The organism is Polaromonas sp. YR568, from assembly GCF_943369415.1.
Classification (GTDB): Bacteria; Pseudomonadota; Gammaproteobacteria; order Burkholderiales; family Burkholderiaceae_C; genus Polaromonas.
Genome location: NZ_CALRNF020000034.1, coordinates 1 through 20,867, shown reverse-complemented (window position 1 = coordinate 20,867; position 20,867 = coordinate 1). Strand labels below are relative to the sequence as shown.

21 protein-coding genes are annotated in these 20,867 nt (G+C 65.9%); 8 read left to right on the top strand and 13 right to left on the bottom strand.

Going from position 1 to position 20,867, the window contains the following annotated elements:
* Positions 1-146 precede the first annotated feature (146 nt).
* Positions 147-992: a hypothetical protein gene (locus ACLV74_RS19660; protein ID WP_411881106.1), complete on the bottom strand. Its 846-nt coding sequence runs from the start codon at positions 990-992 to the stop codon at positions 147-149.
* A gap of 206 nt (positions 993-1,198) precedes the next feature.
* On the opposite strand from ACLV74_RS19660, the gene ACLV74_RS19655 reads away from it, so the two are divergent.
* Together ACLV74_RS19655 and ACLV74_RS19650 are read left to right on the top strand one after the other, a co-directional pair.
* Positions 1,199-2,185 carry a Bug family tripartite tricarboxylate transporter substrate binding protein gene (locus tag ACLV74_RS19655; protein ID WP_411881105.1) on the top strand — a complete coding sequence of 329 codons (987 nt, stop codon included), beginning with the start codon at positions 1,199-1,201 and terminating at the stop codon, positions 2,183-2,185.
* Positions 2,186-3,184 carry a 4,5-dihydroxyphthalate decarboxylase gene (locus tag ACLV74_RS19650; protein ID WP_411881104.1) on the top strand — a complete coding sequence of 333 codons (999 nt, stop codon included), beginning with the start codon at positions 2,186-2,188 and terminating at the stop codon, positions 3,182-3,184.
* A 51-nt stretch (positions 3,185-3,235) separates the two neighbouring features.
* Here ACLV74_RS19650 and ACLV74_RS19645 read toward each other — a convergent pair whose 3' ends face one another.
* Positions 3,236-5,767, bottom strand: a complete 2,532-nt coding sequence (locus ACLV74_RS19645; RefSeq protein ID WP_411881103.1) for a YgiQ family radical SAM protein — start codon at positions 5,765-5,767, stop codon at positions 3,236-3,238.
* 165 nt (positions 5,768-5,932) lie between these two features.
* On the opposite strand from ACLV74_RS19645, the gene ACLV74_RS19640 reads away from it, so the two are divergent.
* A complete protein-coding gene (locus ACLV74_RS19640) occupies positions 5,933-6,331 on the top strand; it encodes a DUF2784 domain-containing protein (protein ID WP_411881102.1) in 399 nt (132 codons plus the stop codon).
* Position 6,332: 1 nt separating this feature from the next.
* Here the strand turns inward: ACLV74_RS19640 and ACLV74_RS19635 are convergent, their stop codons facing one another.
* From ACLV74_RS19635 to ACLV74_RS19590, 10 genes are all read right to left on the bottom strand, one after another.
* Positions 6,333-6,677, bottom strand: a complete 345-nt coding sequence (locus tag ACLV74_RS19635; RefSeq protein WP_411881101.1) for an antibiotic biosynthesis monooxygenase family protein — start codon at positions 6,675-6,677, stop codon at positions 6,333-6,335.
* A gap of 40 nt (positions 6,678-6,717) precedes the next feature.
* On the bottom strand, positions 6,718-7,896 hold the full coding sequence (locus ACLV74_RS19630; protein ID WP_411881100.1) for a cytochrome P450: 1,179 nt from the start codon (positions 7,894-7,896) through the stop codon (positions 6,718-6,720).
* A 63-nt stretch (positions 7,897-7,959) separates the two neighbouring features.
* Entirely contained in the window at positions 7,960-9,240 is a 1,281-nt protein-coding gene (gene fahA, locus ACLV74_RS19625) for a fumarylacetoacetase (protein ID WP_411881099.1), read from the bottom strand.
* Positions 9,241-9,252: 12 nt separating this feature from the next.
* Complete coding sequence (locus ACLV74_RS19620) at positions 9,253-10,236, bottom strand: Bug family tripartite tricarboxylate transporter substrate binding protein (protein ID WP_411881098.1); 984 nt, start codon at positions 10,234-10,236, stop codon at positions 9,253-9,255.
* Positions 10,237-10,282: 46 nt separating this feature from the next.
* Entirely contained in the window at positions 10,283-11,593 is a 1,311-nt protein-coding gene (hmgA, locus tag ACLV74_RS19615) for a homogentisate 1,2-dioxygenase (RefSeq protein WP_411881097.1), read from the bottom strand.
* Positions 11,594-11,617: 24 nt separating this feature from the next.
* Positions 11,618-12,079, bottom strand: coding sequence for a MarR family winged helix-turn-helix transcriptional regulator (locus ACLV74_RS19610; protein WP_411881096.1), 462 nt, complete (start codon positions 12,077-12,079; stop codon positions 11,618-11,620).
* Positions 12,080-12,121: 42 nt separating this feature from the next.
* Positions 12,122-13,096, bottom strand: coding sequence for a Bug family tripartite tricarboxylate transporter substrate binding protein (locus tag ACLV74_RS19605; RefSeq protein WP_411881095.1), 975 nt, complete (start codon positions 13,094-13,096; stop codon positions 12,122-12,124).
* A 50-nt stretch (positions 13,097-13,146) separates the two neighbouring features.
* Positions 13,147-13,341, bottom strand: coding sequence for a hypothetical protein (locus ACLV74_RS19600; RefSeq protein WP_411881094.1), 195 nt, complete (start codon positions 13,339-13,341; stop codon positions 13,147-13,149).
* 16 nt (positions 13,342-13,357) lie between these two features.
* Positions 13,358-15,031: an FAD-dependent oxidoreductase gene (locus ACLV74_RS19595; RefSeq protein ID WP_411881093.1), complete on the bottom strand. Its 1,674-nt coding sequence runs from the start codon at positions 15,029-15,031 to the stop codon at positions 13,358-13,360.
* 124 nt (positions 15,032-15,155) lie between these two features.
* Positions 15,156-15,617, bottom strand: a complete 462-nt coding sequence (locus ACLV74_RS19590; protein ID WP_411881092.1) for a CHRD domain-containing protein — start codon at positions 15,615-15,617, stop codon at positions 15,156-15,158.
* 239 nt (positions 15,618-15,856) lie between these two features.
* Between ACLV74_RS19590 and ACLV74_RS19585 the strand changes: the two genes are divergently transcribed.
* From ACLV74_RS19585 to ACLV74_RS19565, 5 genes are all read left to right on the top strand, one after another.
* Positions 15,857-16,783 (top strand): Ku protein, encoded by a 927-nt coding sequence (locus tag ACLV74_RS19585; RefSeq protein ID WP_411881091.1) that lies wholly within the window; start codon positions 15,857-15,859, stop codon positions 16,781-16,783.
* A gap of 6 nt (positions 16,784-16,789) precedes the next feature.
* Positions 16,790-19,447, top strand: coding sequence for a DNA ligase D (gene ligD / locus ACLV74_RS19580; RefSeq protein WP_411881090.1), 2,658 nt, complete (start codon positions 16,790-16,792; stop codon positions 19,445-19,447).
* Between the two features lie 130 nt (positions 19,448-19,577).
* Positions 19,578-19,808, top strand: coding sequence for a hypothetical protein (locus tag ACLV74_RS19575; RefSeq protein WP_411881089.1), 231 nt, complete (start codon positions 19,578-19,580; stop codon positions 19,806-19,808).
* Positions 19,809-19,900: 92 nt separating this feature from the next.
* Positions 19,901-20,077 (top strand): hypothetical protein, encoded by a 177-nt coding sequence (locus ACLV74_RS19570; RefSeq protein ID WP_411881088.1) that lies wholly within the window; start codon positions 19,901-19,903, stop codon positions 20,075-20,077.
* The gene (locus ACLV74_RS19565; protein ID WP_411881087.1) at positions 20,074-20,403 is read left to right on the top strand and encodes a hypothetical protein; all 330 of its coding nucleotides are present in this window, start codon (positions 20,074-20,076) and stop codon (positions 20,401-20,403) included. The genes ACLV74_RS19570 and ACLV74_RS19565 overlap by 4 nt, the downstream gene beginning before the upstream one ends.
* Positions 20,404-20,504: 101 nt before the next feature.
* On the opposite strand, the gene ACLV74_RS19560 is transcribed toward ACLV74_RS19565, so the two are convergent.
* The coding region (locus tag ACLV74_RS19560) for a PA2169 family four-helix-bundle protein (protein WP_411881086.1) at positions 20,505-20,867 on the bottom strand (363 nt) is incomplete at its 5' end.

Genomic DNA, 20,867 nt, shown 5'->3' with positions numbered 1-20,867 from the left:
CCGCGAAAAAGCAGGCAGGCGCGTCAACTCAAGGCCGCGCGCTTGTCCCGAAGGAACAGGCACGGCCAAAGGGCGCAGCCCGGCATCAAGCCGGGTGCATCACAGGCTGACGGAGGGAGGGGAAAGCTGGAGTTGCATGAATCGCATCATAACGAAGGAGGTGGGCCGGCGTAAACCAACTGGCCTCTCGCAGGCCGCTCAAACACCTGCCTCACGAAGGCATACAGGGCCCAGAGCAGCAGCAAGGGAATCACCAGCGTCTGCAGCACAAAGATCACGATGAGTTTGATGATGTGCTCGGTGGCCTGCTCGGCCGCGCGTTTGAGGTTGTCGACATGTTTGCCGACGTCGCCGTTTTTGGCCAGCCAGTCTTTCATGCTGTCGATCAGGCCGCGGTTGTCGGGGGCGGCGGCTGCGGGATTGAGCTGGCCGGCCTGGCCCGTGGTGTTGTCTATGAGTTGCTGGCTGGCCGCGTAATCGGCGGCCAGGAACTTTTGCCACAGCAGGTCGCTGCCCAGCGTCACCACCGGCACGGCAAAACGCAGCATCAACAAAATCACCAGCAGCCTTGAAAGCCATGGCGGCACCTGCGGCCTGCGCAACTGGCACCACCACCAGCCCAGCGCCACAGCGCTCAAGGCCAGCGACACCGGCCAGTAGCTGCCTATGCTGATCAGCGCCTTCTGGATGCCGAAGGCGACGCTGGCCGCGAGCATCAGGTGTGAGAACTGCTCGACCAGGTCGTTCACCGGATCCAGGATCTGCCCGGGCGTGAAGGTGACGCCGACACCGAAAGGCTGCACCGAGGCCTCGGTGCCCTGCGCGACGGAGATCACCGCATTGAGCAGGCGTGCCGTCGCGAAGCTGACCAGCGCGCGCTTGAGTCCGGCGTCGACCTGCTGCATGGCCGGCGCGTCCAGCGGCGCAAGCCAGGCGCAGGCCGTGACGGCCGCCATGGTGAAAGCAACCAGGGCTTTGCGTGCGATGTGCATGGGATCTCCAGGGATGGCGACAGCGGCAAGTTGCGGAATCAATCGGGCCATCTTGCCAGAAAAGGCGCGCAGGCCTGGCCGTTCAGCCTTTACACACAGCCTCGGGGTTAGTCCCTAGATTGGCACTGCGGGCGCGTGAATACCATATGCATACATATCATTTTTAACCGTTTGTCTCACCCACTTTTCACCTGGAGGACGGTCCCATGACGAACTTCCTGCCGCGCGTATTCAGCGCCCTCTCCTGCCTTTCACTGCTCGCCTTGACAGCTTACGCGCCGCACGCCGCGGCGCAGGACTTCCCCAACAAGCCGATCCGGCTGGTCGTACCCTACCCGCCCGGCGGCGGCAACGACACGCTGGGCCGGCTGGTGGCGCAGCGGCTTTCCGTCGCGCTGGGCCAGCAGGTCTATGTCGACAACAAGGCCGGCGCCGGCGGCAACCTGGGCACCGAGCTGGTTGCCCATGCCAAGCCCGACGGCTACACGCTGACGCTGGGCTTTGTCGCCAACATGGCGATGACGCCTCACCTGGGCAAGGTCAACTACGACCCGATCAAGGATTTCGCGCCCATCAGCATGGTGGCCCAGGGTTACCAGATCCTCGTCGTCAACCCGGCCTTCCCGGCCAGGACCGTGCCCGAACTCGTTGCCATGGCCAAGGCCAAACCCGGCACGCTGAACTACGCATCCGGCGGCAACGGCTCGCCGCTGCACCTGGTGGCCGAGCTCTTCAAGCTGTCGGCGGGCGTGGACATCCAGCACATCCCCTACAAGGGCAGCAACCCGGCCGCGGCCGCCGTGCTGGGCGGTGAAACGCAGATGGTGTTCGGCGGCGTGGTGTCCAGCCTGCCCTTCGTCAAATCGGGCAAGCTGCGCGCGCTGGCCGTGACCTCGCCCAAACGCATAGAGGCGGCGCCCGACGTGCCGACCATGGTCGAGCTGGGCTACAAGGGCGTGGAAGCCAGTTCCTGGTACGGCCTCTTCGCGCCGGCCGGCACGCCGCCCGCGATCATCGCGCGGCTGAACAAGGAAATGGTGGCCCTGGGCAAAAACCCGGAGCACCGCGCCCAGCTCGACAAGCAAGGCCAGGAGGCCGTGTACAGCACGCCGGAAGAACTCGCCGCTTACGTCAAGAGTGAATCCGACAAATGGTCCCGCGTGATCAAAACCGCAAAAATCGAAGCCGAATAAATGAACCCCCTTCCCCTGACCCTGGCCCTCGGCCCTTACGACCACACCCGCGACGTGACCGACGGCACGGTGCGCGTGCAAGGCGTGCAGCTGCGCACGCTGGACCTGCCCATCGAGGAAATCTTTTACCGCTTCACGCTGCACCGCGAGTGGGACGTGTCGGAAATGTCCATGGGCAAATACATCGCGCTGCGCTCGCAGGACGACACCAGCGTGATGGCGCTGCCCGTCTTCATCTCGCGCGCGTTCCGGCACTCGATGTTCTACGTGCGGGAAGGCAGCGCGATCAAGCGGCCCGAAGACCTGCAGGGCAAAAAAATCGGCATCCCCGAATGGGCGCAGACCGCCGGCATCTACGGCCGCGGCTACCTCAGCGACTACGTGGGCCTCAAGCTCAAGGACATCCAGTGGGTGCAGGCCGGCGTCAACGAGCCCGGCCGCAAGGAAAAGGTCAAGCTCAAGCTGCCCGAAGGCATGCAGTACCGCAACGTGCCGGACAGCAGCCTCAACGAGATGCTGCTCAAGGGCGAGGTCGACGCCGTCATGTCGGCGCGCCCGCCGGCGGGACTGGGCCAGGGCATAGTCCGGCTGATGCCCGACTACCAGGCGGCCGAAGAGCAATACTTCAAGGACACCAGCATCTACCCCATCATGCACGGCCTGGTGCTCAAGGGCCCGGTGCTGGAGGCACACCCTTGGACGGGCATGAGCTTCCTCAAGGCCTTCACGGAGGCCAAGAACCGTTCCATCGAACGCCTGTCGGACGTGACGGCCTCGCATGCGCCGCTGGCCTGGCTGGCCGAATACACCGAGCGCATGCGCGGTATGTTCGGCGACGATTTCTTTCCCTACGGCATTGGCCCGGGACGCGGCGGCGACATCAACCGCGCGACGCTGCAGGCCTTCCTGAAGTTCGGCTTTGAACAAGGCGTGTGCCACCGCCAGCTGGATGTGGAAGAGCTTTTCCCCAAGCAGGTGCTGGGCTCGTACAAGGTGTAGAAAACAAAAAAGGCCCGCGAGGGCCTTTTTTTGTTGGCGGATGCCGTGGGCTCAGCGGCCCTTGCGGCCCGATGGCTTTCCGCCCGCGCCCTGCGCCAGCGGCGGCAGGCCGGTGTGGCGCGTCAGCAAACGGCCCTTGACCACCGGCGAGGACTTGACCGTGGTGGCCGTTGCGTTGCCCGTCGAGTTCTTGCGCCGCGCGCTGGTGTAGCTGCCGTCGGTCAAGGGCTGGAAGGTCGGGATCAGGTGGTGTTTGCCGTTGCCGATCAGGTCGGCGCGGCCCATGGCCTTGAGCGCCTCGCGCAGCACCGGCCAGTTGTTGGGATCGTGGTAGCGCAGGAAGGCCTTGTGCAGCCGGCGGCGGCGCTCGCCGCGCACGATGTCCACCGTCTCGCTGTCGCGCGTGATCTTGCGCAGCGGGTTCTTGTTGGTGTGGTACATCGTCGTGGCGGTGGCCATGGGGCTGGGGTAGAAGGTCTGCACCTGGTCGGCGCGGAAACCATTCTTCTTGAGCCAGATCGCCAGGTTCATCATGTCTTCGTCGCTGGTACCCGGGTGGGCCGCGATGAAGTAGGGGATCAGGAACTGCTTCTTGCCGGCTTCGAGGCTGTACTTCTCGAACATCTGCTTGAACTTGTCATAGCTGCCGATGCCGGGCTTCATCATCTTGGTGAGCGGGCCCTGCTCGGTGTGCTCGGGCGCGATCTTGAGGTAGCCGCCCACGTGGTGCGTCACCAGCTCTTTCACGTATTCGGGGCTTTGCACGGCCAGGTCGTAGCGCAGGCCGGAACTGATGAGGATTTTCTTCACGCCCTTCAAGGCCCGCGCGCGGCGGTACATCTTGATCAGCGGGTTGTGGTCGGTGTTGAGGTTGGAGCAGATGCCCGGGTACACGCACGAAGGCTTGCGGCAGGCGGCCTCGATCTCGGGCGACTTGCAGCCTATGCGGTACATATTGGCGGTGGGCCCGCCCAGATCGGAGATCGCGCCGGTGAACCCCTTGACGGTGTCGCGTATCGCCTCGATCTCGCGGATCACCGAGTCCTCGGAGCGGCTCTGGATGATGCGGCCTTCATGCTCGGTGATGGAGCAGAAGGTGCAGCCGCCGAAGCAGCCGCGCATGATGTTGACGGAAAAGCGGATCATCTCCCACGCGGGAATCTTGGTCGCGCCGTCGTGGCTGCCGTTCTCGTCGGCATACCGTGGGTGCGGCGAACGGGCGTAAGGCAGGTCGAAGACGTAGTCCATCTCGGCCGTGGTCAGCGGGATGGGCGGCGGCGTGATCCACACGTCGCGCGCCGTGGCGCCTTCGCCGTGGGCCTGCACCAGGGCTCTGGCATTGCCGGGGTTGGTTTCGAGGTGCAGCACGCGGTTGGCGTGGGCGTACAGCACAGGGTCGCTCTTGACCTGCTCGTAAGAAGGCAGCCGGATCACCGAGCGGTCGCGCGGCGGGACCTTGATCTTTCCCTGCATGTGCGGCAGGCTGGGGTTGGGGACGAAAGTCAGCGGCTTGATGGCCGGGTTGGCTTTGCTTCCCACACTCCCTGAAATTCTTGTTCCCTCTCCCCCTGGGAGAGGGTTAGGGTGAGGGCTCTCCGCATTCACCTTGACGGAAGTTTGCGCGCCAGCAGAGGCCTGGAGCGGCTTTGCCGCACCCTCACCCCTGCCCTCTCCCGGGGGGAGAGGGAGTAATCCCGTAGCCTTCGCATCGGCCTCGGCCTTGACCGCCACTTCGGTGGCCTCATCCTCACGCGCGCAGGTCGCGCCCTGCTCGCGCGCCTGGTCGGAAATCATCAGGTAGGGGTTGACATGCGCCTCGACGCGGCCCGGCGCGTCCACGCTGGTGGAGTCGATCTCGAACCAGCCCTGGGCGCTTTCGTCACCGCTGCGGCGTATGAAGGCGGTGCCGCGCACGTCGGTGATGCTGGCGACCGGTTCCTTCGCGGCCAGGCGGTGGGCGATCTCGACGATGGCACGCTCGGCATTGCCGTACAGCAGCAGGTCGCATTTGGCATCGACCACCACGCTGCGGCGCACCTTGTCGGACCAGTAGTCGTAGTGCGCGATGCGGCGCAGCGAGCCTTCGATGCCGCCCAGGATGATGGGCACGTCCTTGTAGGCTTCACGGCAGCGCTGCGAATACACCAGGGCCGCGCGGTCGGGGCGCTTGCCGCCCACGTCACCGGGGGTGTAGGCGTCGTCGCTGCGGATCTTGTGGTCCGCCGTGTAGCGGTTGATCATCGAGTCCATGTTGCCGGCGGTGACGCCGAAGAACAGGTTGGGCTTGCCCAGCACCTTGAAGGGGTCGGCGCTTTGCCATTCGGGCTGGGCGATGATACCCACGCGAAAGCCCTGCGCCTCCAGCATGCGGCCTATGACGGCCATGCCGAAGCTCGGGTGGTCCACATAGGCGTCGCCCGTGACCACGATGATGTCGCAGCTGTCCCAGCCGAGCGCGTCCATCTCGGCCCGGCTGGTGGGCAGAAATTTGGCCGTGCCGAAGCGGGCCGCCCAGTACTTGCGATAACTGGTGAGCGGCTTGGCGGCGCGCGTGAAGAAGGAGACGTCGACGGGGGCGTTCATGGGGTCTTTGGGTAACCCTCGATTGTAAGGTTTACCCCGAGTTGTGCCTCTTTATCCGGCATTTAAGCCCTACAAAGACATCACTACCGGCGCCCGGCGTGGTTAAAGTGGCCCGATGAGCACGGATTGCACCATTTTTCCCTCCAAACCACGCCCCGACACCTTATGACGCCATTCACCGCCGGCTGGCTTGCCGACCTGATGTTGCTGCTGCACGTGGCCATCGTGGCCTTTGCCGTGCTGGGCCAGCTGCTGTTCATGGCCGGCGGCCTGCGCGGCTGGGCCTGGGTGCGCAAGCTGTGGGTGCGGCTGGCGCACCTGGCGCTGATCGCCTTTGTGTTGCTGCAAAGCTGGCTGGGTCAGACCTGCCCCCTTACCATTTGGGAACAGTCGCTGCGGCTGCAGGCCGGGCAGAACGCGTATGCCGGCTCCTTCATCGAACACTGGCTGTCCAGGCTGATCTTTTTCGACGCGCCGGCCTGGGTCTTCGCCACGGCCTACACCGCCTTCGGTGTGCTGGTCCTGCTGAGCTGGTGGCGATGGCCGCCGCGCCGCGCACGTTGAATCAGCCGTGGATCTGCCGGCTGTCCGACGGCGCCTCGTCGCGTTCGGTCATGCCGTAGTCGCGCAGCACATGCGCCACGCGCAGCCGGTAATCTTCAAACACACCGCCACGGCCCCGGCTTTGTGCAAGGCGGTGCGTTTCCAGCTTGCGCCATTCAAGCACGGCGGCCTCATCGCGAAAGAAAGACAGCGACAGCAGCTTGCCAGGCGTGCTCAGGCTTTCAAAGCGTTCGATGGAAAGAAAACCGTCGATTTTTTCGAGCTGCGGCTTCAGCGCTGCGGCGATGTCGAGGTAGGTTTGATTCTGGCCCTGGGCGGGTTGCACTTCAAAAATGATCGCGATCATGGGAAGCCTTTTTGTGGGGTGAGCGTGTGTGATGGTGGCATCAAGCGGTGAAAACCGGAATGCGGGCATTCATGGAGGGCCGGTACCCCCAACTGAATGAGGCAGCGTCCTTGAGCCGGCCCGACACCAGCAGTGCCCGGACGGCCGAAGCCGCGATGGCGCAGGCCAACGCCTGGCCCGGGCATTGGTGGGCGCCGTGGCCGAAGCCGGGCACCTCGCGGTCCGGCCGCTCCAGCAGGAATTCATCGGGCCTGGTGTTGCATAAAGGGTCGCGGCCCGCGGCGGCCAGCACCAGCAGCACCACGTCGCCGGCCTGTAGCGCCACGCCTGCCACCTGCGTGGGCTCGGCCACAAAACGGCGCGTGTTGTGGATGGAGGGGTCGTGGCGGCTGACCTCGTGGACCATCTGCAACAGCTTGCCGGGCTCGCGGGCGATGGTGTCCAGCAGGCCGGGCTGCGTGGCCAGGGCCGTGATGCTGTTGCCGATGAGTCCGGCCGTGGCTTCATAGGTTTGCGACAACAGGCCGACCGCGTTGCAAAGCAGCGCCTGCGCATCGTGCCAGCCGGACTGCGCAGCTTCGTGCTGCAGGCGCTCCAGCGCGCTGCCGGGCTGGGCTGCTGATCTTTGAACAAGGTCAGAAAAGCGTTCGAGCAAAGCCGAGGCGGCATCGCTGGCCGCCGCAAGCTGGTCCGGCGTGCTGAGCGGCGACAGGCAGGCGACAAAGTCGCCCATCCAGCGCGCCACCTGGGGCAGTTCGGCCTCATCAAAGCCCAGCAGGTCGGCCACGGCCATCACCGGCACTTCAAAAGCCCAACGCGACAGCGCCTCGCCCCGCAAAACGCCCTCCCCCGCCGTTTGCAATGCCAGTGCCTCGGTTCTGTCCTGAACGCGATCCAGATCCACAACCGCGAGAAAGCGCTGAAGCGCAACCTTGGGCGCGTCATGCCGCAGTCCTTCGTTCATGCGCACCAGATGGCCGAAGACCTCGCCGGCCGCCGAGCCGACGATGGCCGCGGGCACGGGCTCAGTCACGGGACGCACGCGGCAGGCCGGGTTGCCCAACACCTCCTTGACGCTGGCCGCGCTGCTGGCAATCCAGAGCTTGCGCGGCGCGTCAAACACCAACGCGGGGCCGGCGGCCAGCGCCGCGTAATACGGATAGGGGTTGCGGTGGGCAGAGGCCGCGAGGATGTTTTCAGAATTCGGGTCGGGGTTCATGGCAATCATTCTTGCCGGAAACCCCTGCCCCATGCTTCGCTCACGAACGAAGCGTGAATGTGTTTAGCGCGCCGGCAGCACCTGCCCCCGGCATTCGCCAAAGCCTATGCGTGTAAAACCCTCGCGCTCGCACCAGCCGCGCAGGATGACGGCATCGCCATCCTGCAGGAAGGTGCGCGTCTCGCCGTTGGCCAGCGTCAAGGGGTTTTTTCCGCCCGAGCTCAGCTCCAACAGCGAGCCGGCCTGCTCGGGCCGCGCGCCCGATTGCGTGCCCGAACCCAGCAAATCGCCGGGCTGCAGGTTGCAGCCGTTGACGGTGTGGTGCGTGAGCATTTGCGCGACCGTCCAGTAGGCGTCGCGAAAGCTGGATTTCGACAGGCGCTCGGGGCCCAGGCCGGCATCGCGCATGGCTTGCGTCTCCAGCCAGACTTCGAGTTCCACATCGATATTGCCCTGCTCGCGGTTGCCAGGCGAATCCAGGTAAGGCAGCGGCTGCGGGTCGCCCTCAGGCCGCGTGAACCCCGCGCGGAACGGCGCCAGCGCCTCCATGGTGACGATCCACGGCGAGATCGTGCTCGCAAAATTCTTTGCCAGGAAGGGGCCCAGCGGCTGGTATTCCCAGGCCTGCACGTCGCGCGCCGACCAGTCGTTGAGCAGCACCATGCCAAAAGCGTGGGCCTCGGCCTGCGCCATGCCGACGGCTTCGCCCAGCGCATTGCCCTGCCCCACCAGCACGCCGAGTTCGAGCTCGTAGTCCAGCCGCTGGCTGGGCCGCAGCACCGGCACCTCTTCGTTGGGGCCTTTCGTCTGGCCTAGCGGCCGCCGAAACTGCTGGCCGCTCACGCCTATCGACGACGCGCGGCCGTGGTAACCGATGGGCACCCATTTGTAGTTGGGCAGCAGCGGCGCGTCGGGGCGAAACAGCTTGCCGACCGTGGTCGCATGGTGGATGCCGGTGTAGAAGTCGGTGTAGTCGCCGATGCGGCAAGGCAGGTGCATCACGACCGCATCCTGGCGATGCAAAAAGCCGGCCCATTCGCCCTGCTTTGCGCTGCCCTCTGCCAGTCCTTGCGAAATCGCCGCCCGCAGCGCGCTCGTCTCCTGAGGGCTTTGCGCCATCAACGCGTTCATGGCGCTGACATCGACCAGCCCGGTTGCACGCAGGTCCAGCACCTGGTCGCCAATCGCAACACCGATACGGCGCTCGCCCTGCGGCGTCAGGCTGTAGGTGCCGAAGGGCAGGTTCTGGATCGGAAAGTCGGTGGCGCCATTGGCGGAGGCGACCCAGCTGCGCAGCTTGGGGTCGTGGGTGGCGTTGAGCGAGGCTTTGAATGTGGTGTTCATGGGATGCCCGCCTCAGTCGGCCGTCATGCCGGCCTTGCGCGCCACCTCGCCCAGGCGCTGGTACTCGGACTGGGTCAGCGCGGTGAGTTCCTGCGCCGTTGAGCCGCGCACCGAAAAGCCGGCCTGCGCAAGCTTGTCCTTCACCTCGGGCAAGGCCAGCGCTTCGTTAAAAGCATGGTTCAGCGCCTGCACCACCGCCGCCGGCATGCCCGCAGGGCCGTAGACACCAAACCAGGGCTCGATGGCATAACCGGCCAGGCCCGCTTCGGCCATGGTCGGCACATTGGGCAGCGAGGCCGAACGGCGCGGGCCCGCCACGGCCAGCGCGCGCAGCTTGCCGGCCTGGATGTGCGGCAGCGAGGCCGGCAGGTTGTCGAACATCAGGCCGATGTTGTTGCCCAGCATATCGTTGATGCCGGGGCCGCTGCCCTTGTAGGCCACGTGCGTGAGTTCCGTGCCCGTCATTTGCGCGAACATCACGCCGGCCAGGTTCATGGAGGTGCCGGCGCCTGCCGTGGCATAGGGCATGCCGGGCTGTTTTTTGGCGGCGGCAACCAGGTCCGCCACCGACTTGATGGGCGAGACGGCCGGCACTTCAAGCACGATGGTGGAAGTGCCCAGCAGGCTGATGGCGCTGAAGTCCTTGCGCGGGTCAAAGGCCATGGACTTGTAGATGTGCGGATTGAGCGCATTGGTCGATATCGCGCCAAAGCCGATGGTGTAACCGTCGGCCGGGGCCTTGGCCACCGCGTCCATGCCGATGTTGCCGCCCGCGCCGCCGCGGTTGTCGATCAGTACCGGCTGGCCGAGTTTTTCCGACACCTTCTGCCCGACGGTGCGCGCCACCAGGTCGGTGGTGCCGCCCGGCGTGTAGGGCACGATGAAACGTATGGGTTTGACCGGGTAATCGGCGGCCGATGCGGCCAGGGGCGCGGCCAGCCACGCGAAGGCAAGAAGGGAGGCGAAGGTGCGGCGTGGAAAGGCGGATGGCGTCATGGTGTGTCTCTTGTTATGGATGAATAAGAAAAAAAGAAAAGAAGGCTCAGCCCTTGAACTGGTCCTTCAGCCCGGCCCAGCAGCCGGCATAAGCGGCATCGAGTGAACCGCCCTGCATCGCATACGCGGTGGGGACAAAGCGGTAACGGCTCTCAAACATGAAGGCCAGCGTGTTGTCCAGCTTGTGCGGCTTGAGGTCGGCCGTGCTGGCTTTCTCGAACGCCTCGGTATCGGGGCCGTGCGGCACCATGCAGTTGTGCAGCGAGGCGCCGCCCGGCTTGAAGCCCTCGGGCTTGGCGTCGTACTGGCCGTAGACCAGGCCCATGAACTCGCTCATGAGGTTGCGGTGGTACCAGGGCGGGCGGAAGGTGTTTTCGGCCACCATCCAGCGCGGCGGGAAGATCACGAAATCGCAGTTGGCCGTGCCCGCCGTGTCCGAGGGCGAGGTCAGCACGGTGAAGATGGACGGGTCCGGATGGTCGTAGCTGATGGAACCGATCGTCATGAAGTGCGCCGTGTCGTACTTGCAGGGCACGAGGTTGCCGTGCCAGGCCACCACGTTGAAGGGGCTGCGCGGCTGCTGCGCCGACCACAGGTTGCCGCCGTATTTCTTGATGATTTCGTAGCCCTTGCCGGTTTCATCATCGCTATCGAAAGCCGCCACAGGCGCCAGAAAGTCACGCGCATTGGCCAGGCCGTTGGAGCCTATGGGCCCCAGCTCGGGCAGGCGGAAATGCGCGCCGTAGTTTTCACAGACGTAGCCGCGCGAGGCGCCGTCGGGCAAGGCCACGCTGAAGGCCATGCCGCGCGGCAGCACGGCGATTTCACCGGGCCTGACCTCCAGGATGCCGAGCTCGGTCGTCAGCACCAGCCGGCCCTGCTGCGGCACCAGCAGCATTTCGCCGTCGGCATTGACCAGCGCGCGCCGCAGCATCGAACGGTTGGCGACGTACATGTGCGCGGCGATGCCGGTCTGCGCATCGGCGTCGCCGTTGGCCGCCACGGTGCGCATGCCATCGACAAAGTCCAGCGGCTGCTCGGGAATCGCGAACGGGCTCCAGCGCAAAGGGTCGGGCGGCACGGCCACGCCGCCTGCGGCGCCCGTGGTCCACTGCGGCTGCGCGTAGGGCTGGTAGCCGCCGGCCATGACCGAGGGCTGGCGGCGGTACAGCCAGGTGCGGCGGTTCTCGGCGCGCGGCGCGGTGAAGGCCGTGCCCGAGAGCAGCTCGGTGTACAGGTCATGCGGCGCGCGCTGCGGGCTGTTGCGGCCTTCGGGCAAGGCGCCGGCGACGGCTTCGCTGGCAAACTCGTTGCCGAAGCCGGACTGGTAACGCAAAGTGGGGGTGGTCGTGTTCATTGAAGTTTCTCCAGAGTTCCCATGTCATTCTTCGCCGGTGTCTTCCACCGCGCCGCCATCGGCCTTTGCCTTGGCGATCAGGCGGTCGAAAAAATCACTGAGCTGCTCGCGCTCGGCCGCGCTCAGCACGCCAAAAATATCCTGGTTGCGCCGGCCCACCACCTGCATGGCGCGTTGCCAGGCGGCCTTGCCCTTGGGCGTCATGGTCAGCACCACGCCGCGCCCGTCGGTGGGGCTGGCGGCCTTGACGACCAGGCCCTGCTCCACCAGCGACTGCGCGGCCCGGCTGGCCTGGCCTTTGTTGAGGTTGGCTTTATGCGCAAGGTCGTTGACCGACAGCGGCGCGAATGTGCCGACCGCCGTGAGGCAGCGCCCGTCGCTCATCGACAGTCCGGCCCCGGCCACATAGGCGCGCTGGCTTTCCAGGTCGGTCAGCTTGTGCAGCAGATGCAGGCGGTAGGTCAGGGTTCTGTCGAGCTTGATCATCGGCGTTTACCTCGTTGGCTGGGACCTTGATTCTCAGGCCGGTCAGTCCAGTTTGATGCCGCTGGCACGTATCACCTGCGCCCATTTTTCGCGCTCGGCCTTGGCATAGCTCGCCATCTGCGCCGGCGTGCTGGGCGTGGGCTCCAGGCCCAGCACCTGGAAGCGGGCCTTGACCGGCGTGGAGTTCAGCGCGTCGACCAGCGCCTTGTTGAGCTTTGCGATCACGGCGTCGGGCGTGCCGGCCGGCGCGGCCAGGCCTTGCCAGGCATAGGCTTCAAAACCCTTGAGGCCCTGCTCGTCCAGCGTGGGAATGGTTTCGAAATTCTTCACGCGCTGCGGGCTGGCGATGCCGATGGCGCGCAGGCGCCCGGCGTTGATAAAAGCCATGCCGCTGGCGGTGTCGACAAACATGAAGGGCACCTGGCCGCCCGCCACGTCCTGCACGGCCGGCGCGGCGCCGCGGTAAGGGACGTGGACCAGGTTGATGCCGGTCTTGCCGCGAAACAGTTCGGTGGCCAGGTGGTGCGGGCTGCCGGCGCCCGGCGTGGCGTAGCTCACGCCGCCCTTCTGGGTCTTGGCCCAGGCCGTGAACTCGGCCAGGTTTTTCGCCGGCACCGCCGGGTTGACCACCAGGATCATCGGGAAGCGCGCCAGCAGGCCTATGGGCGCCAGGTCTTTTTCAGCGCTGTAGTTGAGCTTGGTGTACAGCGCCGGGTTGGCGGCCAGCGTGGCGGTGTCGCCGGTCAGCACGGTGTAGCCGTCGGGTTTGGCATGGGCCACGTACTCAGCGCCTATGTTGGTCGCGGCGCCCGGCTTGTTGTTGATGAGCAGCGGATGGCCCAGGGCCTGGCCCATGGCTTCGGTCAGCGCGCGCGCCACCACGTCGGAGCCGCCGCCCGCGGGATACGGCACGACCCATTCGATGGGACGCGTCGGGTATGTCTGCGCTGAAGCGGCCGTGGCGGCCAGCGCCAGGGCGGCGAACAGGCGGCGAAGGGAAGCGGGAAGGCGGGGCATGTTTTGTCTCCGGGATTGAAATAGGTGATGGGGAAAAGGCGCAGGGAAAATCAGGTGGCGGCCAGGCGCTCGGCCTGGGCGATCAACAACAGGGCTTGCGCGGCATCGGCCTCGCGGCTCAGCAAGGCGAGCGCGAGCGTGGCCAGGAAAAGCGGAGTTTTCGCCTCGCCCACGCGGGCGGTCGCTTCCGCGAGCGCCGTGTAGGCCCGGTCCAGGTCGCCGGTTTGCGCAAGAGTTGGGTTCATGGTTGTCTCCGGATCATCAGGACGCGTGGGGAGCGGCCACTGCAAGCTGCTGCTGGAAGGGCTTCAGGGCGGCCGCGATGTCCGCCGCCGAAGCCGGCTTCCAGCGCCCCATCAGGTAACCGTCGGGCCGCACCAGGAAGGCCGAGCCTTCGATGGCGCCGTAGCGCTCGCGGGCCTGGCCGAGTTCATCGGCCAGCATGTTCGCTGCGGGTTCGCCTTGGCTGGCGATCGCTATGACCTTGACGGACGCGGGACCGTCCTGGCCGGCCGTTGCCAAATTGGCAATGTCTTTCGGCAGTTCGCCCTTCGCGCTGAAATGCAGCAGCACAAACCCGGCGCCAAAGCAGGACGTCAGGTGAACGTCGCCCGCCACACCGCGCAGCCTGGCTTCAGGCGCGGGCATGCCGGCACGCGCGCCGGCGGCAAAAGCGCTTTCCCGCGCCGCCAGGTTCAGCGGTGACCCCACGTATTCCACCGGCGTGGACTGGCGCGGGTTCAGCAGCGAGGCCACGGCCGCGTCTTCGGTCGCCAGCCGCAGCGCGGCCTCGCGCAGCAGCCTGAAGCCGTGGTTGGGCGGCGCCATGAATTCGGTGCTTTTGGCGCCGTAGACGATGTTCTCGCGCGTGGCCTGCACGCGCTCGCTTGAATAACTGTCGAGCAATGAATCGGCGGCATGGCCTTGCTGAACCAGCGCGAGTTTCCAGGCCAGGTTGCCCGCATCGTCCAGGCCCGAGTTGAGGCCGCGCACACCGAAGATGGGCACCAGGTGGCCCGCGTCGCCGGCAAACAGCACACGCCCGTGGCGGTAGCTGGGCAAGGTCAGGCATTTGGCGTTGTAGATCGAAATCCACAGCGGCTCCCAGGGTTGGTCCTCACCGATCATGGACAGATGGCTCTGCACGCGCGGCAGCACGTTTTCGGGCTTGACCGCCTCCAACGGGTCCTCGTCGTCGCGGATCTGGTAGTCGATGCGCCAGACGTCGTCGGGCTGGCGGTGCATCAGGATGGTGGAGCCGGGGTTGGACGGCGGGTCGAACCAGGCCAGGCGCTCGACCGCGCGGCGGGTTTTCTGCACCACGTCGACGATGACGTACTTGCCTTCGTACTGTGTGCCTTCGAGCTGCAGGCCGAGCTGCTCACGCACCGTACTGCGGCCGCCGTCGCAGGCCACCACCCAGTCGGCCTGCACGGTGTGCGCGCCGTCGGGCGCTTCAATGTCGACCTGCGCGCCGCCCGCTTCGGGCCGCACCGCCCTCACCTTGCTGGACCAGCGCACGTCCACCCGGCCGCCCTGGGCCAGCGCCGCCTTGTGCGCGAACTCCTCGGCGTAGAACTGCTGGATGTTGACCATGGGCGCATAGCGCTGCGTGGGCTCGCTGGGCATCTGGAAGTGCAGCACTTCCTGGTCGCGAAAGTAGCTGCGCCCGCCCACCCACGACAGGCCTTTGTCCACCAGCGGCTTGTCGGCGCCCACCCAGCCGAAAATTTCCTGCGAGCGTCGCGACATGCAGATCGCGCGGCTGCCGGCGCAATAGCCTTCGTCGGCCTCCACCACCAGGCTGGCGATGCCGTGGCGCGCCAGCAGGGCCGCCAGCGTCATGCCCACCGGGCCGCCGCCGGCAATCAGCACCGGCACACGGCGCGGCCAGTCAGGAGAACCCGAAGAGTTCGAAGAAAAAGGCGTTTCCACGTGCGCTTGTCCCGGTTTATTTATGGTTGCGCTCGCAACTATAAACCGATCCGGTTGCGCCCGCAACCATTTGCCGGCAGCCTTTACACAGGCCCTTTACAGGCCCGGCGGCCTGAACAAAAGCCTAGTTGCGCACCATCGTCATCTGCCCGCGCACTTCCCCGGCGGGATGGGCGGCGGTGTGGATGTTGGCGTACCAGCGGCCCGCCATCAGGTCGGCGGCCTGCGCGGCGGTCAGCGTGGCGCTGCCGTCCAGCGGGCTGCGGATCGGATTGGCCCATGGCAGGGCCACGCCGGCATTCGCGCCTATGGCGGCCGGGCCGTGGAAATGCCCTGCCGTCGCCGGGCCGGTCAGGCCGCTGTAGCTGACCTTCCAGCGCAGCAGGTTGCTGCTTTTGTCGAACACCGCGTCGACCTGGCCGCTGCCCGTCGTGGCATTGGCGGGCACTTCGTTGGCGCCGCGCAGTTGGGTGGTGAAAGGCACCAGGTTGGACTGGCGGTCCAGCATGCTGCAGCCCGTGAGGGCGGCTGCGGCAATGGCCACGGCGGCAAGGGACAAACGGGTGGCGGTGCGGCGGTTCAGCATGGTCGGCTCCTTGAAAACAGCAACCGATTGTGCGCGGCGCGCCGCAAGCCACCCCGTAGGACAAACCCCATGCGGGCAGTCGGCATTGGACGACATCGTCACGCGGCGCCCTCGCCCACCGCATTGCACGTGGAAGCCCACAAAAGCCGCCGTCCTACGCAAGCGCTCTTGGCAGGCCGACACCGCCTCACGCACCCGCCGCCCACACTGGTTTCTTCTTTGCTCAACAAGAGAACACCATGGCATCTCGCGTTTTATGGAAAGGCGCCATCAGCTTCGGCCTGGTCCACATCCCCGTGGGGCTGCATTCGGCCACGTCCGAAAGCGGCGTCGACTTTGACTGGCTGGACAAGCGCAGCATGGACCCGGTGGGCTACAAGCGCATCAACAAGCGCACCGGCAAGGAAATCACCAAAGAGAACATCGTCAAGGGCGTTGAATACGAAGACGGCCAGTACGTGGTGCTGTCGGAAGAAGAGATCAAGTCCGCCTACCCCAAAACCACGCAAACCATCGAGATCGAAAGCTTTGTGCCCAACACGGAGATTCCTTTCGTCTACCTGGAACGGCCCTACTACGTCGCGCCCATCAACAAGGGGCAAAAAGTCTATGCGCTGCTGCGCGACACTCTGCTGAAGACGCAGCGCGTGGGCATTGCGCGCGTGATCATCCAGACCAAGCAACACCTGGCCGTGCTGGTGCCATCCGGCCCGGTGCTGGTGCTCAACCTGCTGCGCTGGGGCGCCGACATCCGCTCGCTGGAAGAGCTGAACCTGCCGCCCGTGGGCGCCAAGGCCGCGGGGCTGTCCGACAAGGAACTGGCCATGGCCAAACAACTCGTGGACGACATGACCGGCACATGGGACCCTGAGCAGTTCACCGACTCCTTCAAGGACGACATCATGGCGCTGGTCAAGCGCAAGGCCAAGGAAGGCAAGCTCGAAAACGTGGTGCAACCGGAAGAAGGCGAAGAGCCCGAAGCCCGCTCCGGCGCCAAGATCATCGACCTGACCGAGCTGCTGCAGCGCAGCCTGCGCAAAGGCGGCGGCGATGCGCCCAAGGCCAGGCCTGCAGCCAAACCAAAGGCCGCGGCCAAAACACCCGCGCGCAAAAAAGCCGCCGCCAAAACCGGCGCGCATGCCCCCGCGAGACGGCGCGCCGCTTAATAGGCCATGGGTGCCCGCGACCCGCTGAAACACTACCGCGCCAAGCGCGACTTCACGCGCACGCCGGAACCCGCTGAGGGCGGCGCGCGTTCGGACAAATCCCTGAGCTTCGTGATCCAGAAGCACGATGCGCGCAACCTGCATTACGACTTCCGCCTGGAGCTGCAGGGCGCGCTCAAAAGCTGGGCGGTGCCCAAGGGCCCCAGCCTGGACCCGGCCGTCAAGCGCATGGGCGTGCGTGTGGAAGACCACCCGATTTCCTACGCGGGGTTTGAGGGCAGCATCCCCGCGAAACAATACGGCGCGGGCGACGTGATCGTCTGGGACCGCGGCCTGTGGACGCCGCTCGGCGACCCGGCCAAAGGCCTGCGCGAAGGCAAGCTCAAGTTCGAGTTGCACGGCGAAAAACTCAAGGGCGGCTGGACCCTGGTGCGCATGCACGGCCGCGGCGATGAAAGCCATGAGCCCTGGTTGCTGATCAAGGAGCACGACGACTACGCGCGGTCGGAAAAAGAATTCAACGTGCTTGAGGCGCTGCCCAATAGCGTGCTCACGGGCCAGCCGCTGCCCCGCGATGCCAAGGAAAAACCCGGCAAAGCACCGGGCAAGGCCGCAGCGAAAAAGACCTCCGCGGCGCCGGCGAAAAAGACTGCCGCGCAAGCCGCCGACGCCATCCCGGAAGGCGCCGTCAAGGCAAAGCTGCCCGAGATACTCGCGCCGCAACTCGCCACGCTGGTGGTGCGGCCGCCAGCCGACCCCGAGGGCTGGGTCTATGAGATCAAGTATGACGGCTACCGCCTGCTGGCCCGCATTGACGGGGATTCCGTTCGCCTCATGACGCGCAACGGCAATGACTGGACGCACAAGCTGCCCAGGCTGGCCCAGGCCGTCGCCGCGCTGGAAATCCCCTCGGGCTGGGTGGACGGCGAAATCGTGGTGATGAACGAGCGCGGCGTGCCCGACTTCGGCGCGCTGCAAAACGCGTTTGACCATGCCAGCACGGCGCGCATCGTCTACTACGTGTTCGACCTGCCCTACTTTGACGGCCTGGACCTGCGCCAGCTGCCGCTGACACAGCGCCGCGAACTGCTGTGCGCGCTGGTCACCCGCCAGCCGCAGGAGAGCATACGTTTCAGCGACACGTTTGAAGAAGCACCGCAAGACCTGCTCGACTCGGCGCGCCGCATCGGGCTGGAGGGCGTGATCGGCAAGCGAGTCGACTCGGCCTATGTGTCGCGCCGCTCGCCGGACTGGATCAAGCTCAAGACCCAGCTGCGCCAGGAATTCGTGATCGTCGGCTACACCGAGCCCAAGGGCTCGCGCGCCGGCCTGGGCGCGCTGATGCTCGCGGTGCACGACGCCAAAGGCGCGCTGCAATATGCCGGCAACGTCGGCACCGGCTTCAACGACAAGGTGCTCAAGGACCTCAAGGCCCGGCTGCAGAAACTCCACACCGAACGCAGCCCGCTGGCCAAGCCGCCGGCCGGCGTCAAGGGCCAATGGGTCAAGCCGCAGTTGCTGGCTGAAGTCGCCTTCGGCGAATGGACCCATGGCGGCCACATCCGCCACTCCGTGTTCCAGGGCCTGCGCGCCGACAAGCCCGCCACCTGGATCGTTCGTGAAAAACCCGCCGCCCTTGCGCGCGGCAAGAAAGGCGCCGCCGTGAACCCCGCCAAAAAGACTTCGAATGAAAAGCCCGCCGAAAAACCCGCCGCCAGGGGCGGCGTCAAGGCCGTCAAGGCGCCCGCCAAACCCGCCCCGGCCGCGCTGAAGTCCCTGCGCGTCACGCATGCAGACCGCGTGATCGATGACAGCACCGGCTTCACCAAACAAAACGTGGTCGAGCATTACGCGCAGGTCGCGGCGCTGATGCTGCCGCACCTCAAGGCCAGGCCGACCTCGCTAGTGCGCGCGCCCTCGGGCATAGGCGGCGAGCTGTTCTTCCAGAAACATGCCGAAGCCGGATCGATTCCGGGCATCAAGTTATTGGACCCGGCGCTGGACCCCGGCCATGAGCCGCTGCTGGAAGTCCCGACCGCCGCGGCGCTGCTGGCCGCCACGCAGCTCAACGTGATCGAGTTCCACACCTGGAACGCCACGACGCGCGACATCCACAAACCCGACCGCATGACCTTCGACCTGGATCCCGGCGAAGGCGTGGCCTGGCCGCAGGTGCAGGAGGCCGCGCAACTGGTGCGCGCCTTCCTGGACGAATTGAAGCTGTCCAGCTTCCTCAAGACCAGCGGCGGCAAAGGTTTGCACGTGGTGGTGCCGCTCAAGCGCCAGTACGACTTCGACACGGTGAAGGATTTTTCGCATGCGATGGTCCTGCACCTGGCCGCCGTGATTCCGCAGCGCTTCGCCGCCAAGAGCGGCCCGAAGAACCGTGTCGGCAAGATTTTCCCGGACTACCTGCGCAACGGCTTCGGCGCGACCACGGTGTCGGCCTGGTCGCTGCGCGCGCGGCCGGGACTGGGCGTGTCGGTGCCTGTAGCCTGGGACGAACTCGACTCGCTGACCGGCGGCGCGCACTGGACGGCCTTGACGCTGGGCGCCCGCCTGGCCGTCGGCAACCAGCCCTGGGATGCTTATGAGGGCTCGCGCATGGGCCTGGCCGCGGCCATGAAACAGCTGGGTTTCAAGCCCGCGCCGCAAGCGAAATGACGGTGCTTCAACTGTCATCCGGCGCCTACAGAATCTAGGCTCCCGGCCCGACATGGCCGCCCTGAAACCCGTCCTACATTGAGCTGTCGCGGTTATGCCCCCACGCCACTGCAGCCATGCGAGAAACACCATGAACCAGCCTGACGAAATGGACCTGACGCTCTATCTCCAGACAGAGGGCCGCCGGCTGGCGGCTGAGCTGGCAAAGCAGAAGCAGGCCTGCGCAAAACCGCGATCCTCCGCCGCGCCCCAACAACAGCAATGCACCGCGCAGCCCGGCAACACGCGCCCGGCGCGCAGCCTCAGCGAAACCCTGCAGCGCATGGGCGTCGCGAGCGCGCACCCGCGCCGCCGCGTGTAGGTGATAGCCGCGACTTCGGTCCCAGGCACTGGCCCTGCGCGGGCCCGCGCCCTATCATTCAGGCAGCGCAACCGCATGCGCCTGGAGACATCATGAAACCTTTCCTGCCCCTCTTGCCCATGACCCTGGCGGGCCTGCTGCTTCTGTCGGGCTGCCCCGACAACCAGTTGCCCAAAGCCCCACCCAAAGTACCCGAACCCAAGGCCGCAGGCGCCGCGCCGCAAGCATCTCTTGCTGCGCTCAAGGCCGGCACGCGCGCACCGGCATGAAGGTGTTTCTCTCCACCAGCGCCAAAACTTTCACCTTGCTGTGCACCGCATGGCTGGCCGGTTGCGCCGCCCCCGGCGCGGCGGATCCACCCGCGCAACGTGTGAACGTCGACGGCCGGACCTACCTCATCAGCCAATTGACCGCCGGCACCTGGACGGCCACGTCGGCGGGCACCACACAGCTATCCAGTACACCGTCCGGCCGCGCGGCCCTGTTGCAGGCGATTGAGAAAACTTCGGGCTGCAAAGTCACCGATGCCGACTATTCACACAGCGGCATGCAGTTCGATGCGCAGGTGGACTGCGCGGACCCATTGAAGAATTAAGAAACCCGCAGGCAAAAAAAAGGGGCAGCGTTTGCTGCCCCTGGTTTGCCGAGCCTCGAGTGCCGGCAAGAAACTGTGAATCGTTATTCTGTGGAAGCCGTTTACCGGCTCTTCAGCGCGTCGCGCAGGGCTTTGACCTGGTCGTGGTTGCGCTGCGCGCCCTGGGCCTGGCGTTCCACCACGGTCCGGATGGCGGCCGGCAGGTTCTGCTTCAGGGCCTTGCGGTAACGTGCCACGGCGGCATCTTCACCGCGTTCGCATTCATCGAGCATGGCCTGGTCGCTGTAGGCGCTCAGCGTGGCACGTACGGAAACCCATCCACGGTGAAGCGCGCCGCTCATGGAGCCGCCTTCGTCGGGCGTACCGCCCAGCTGGCGTACCAGCGTCTGCAGTTCCAGGCCCGCGGCGCGGCACTCGCCCGAATGGCGATGCAGCAGGACCTTGATGTCCTCGGCTTTGGTGTG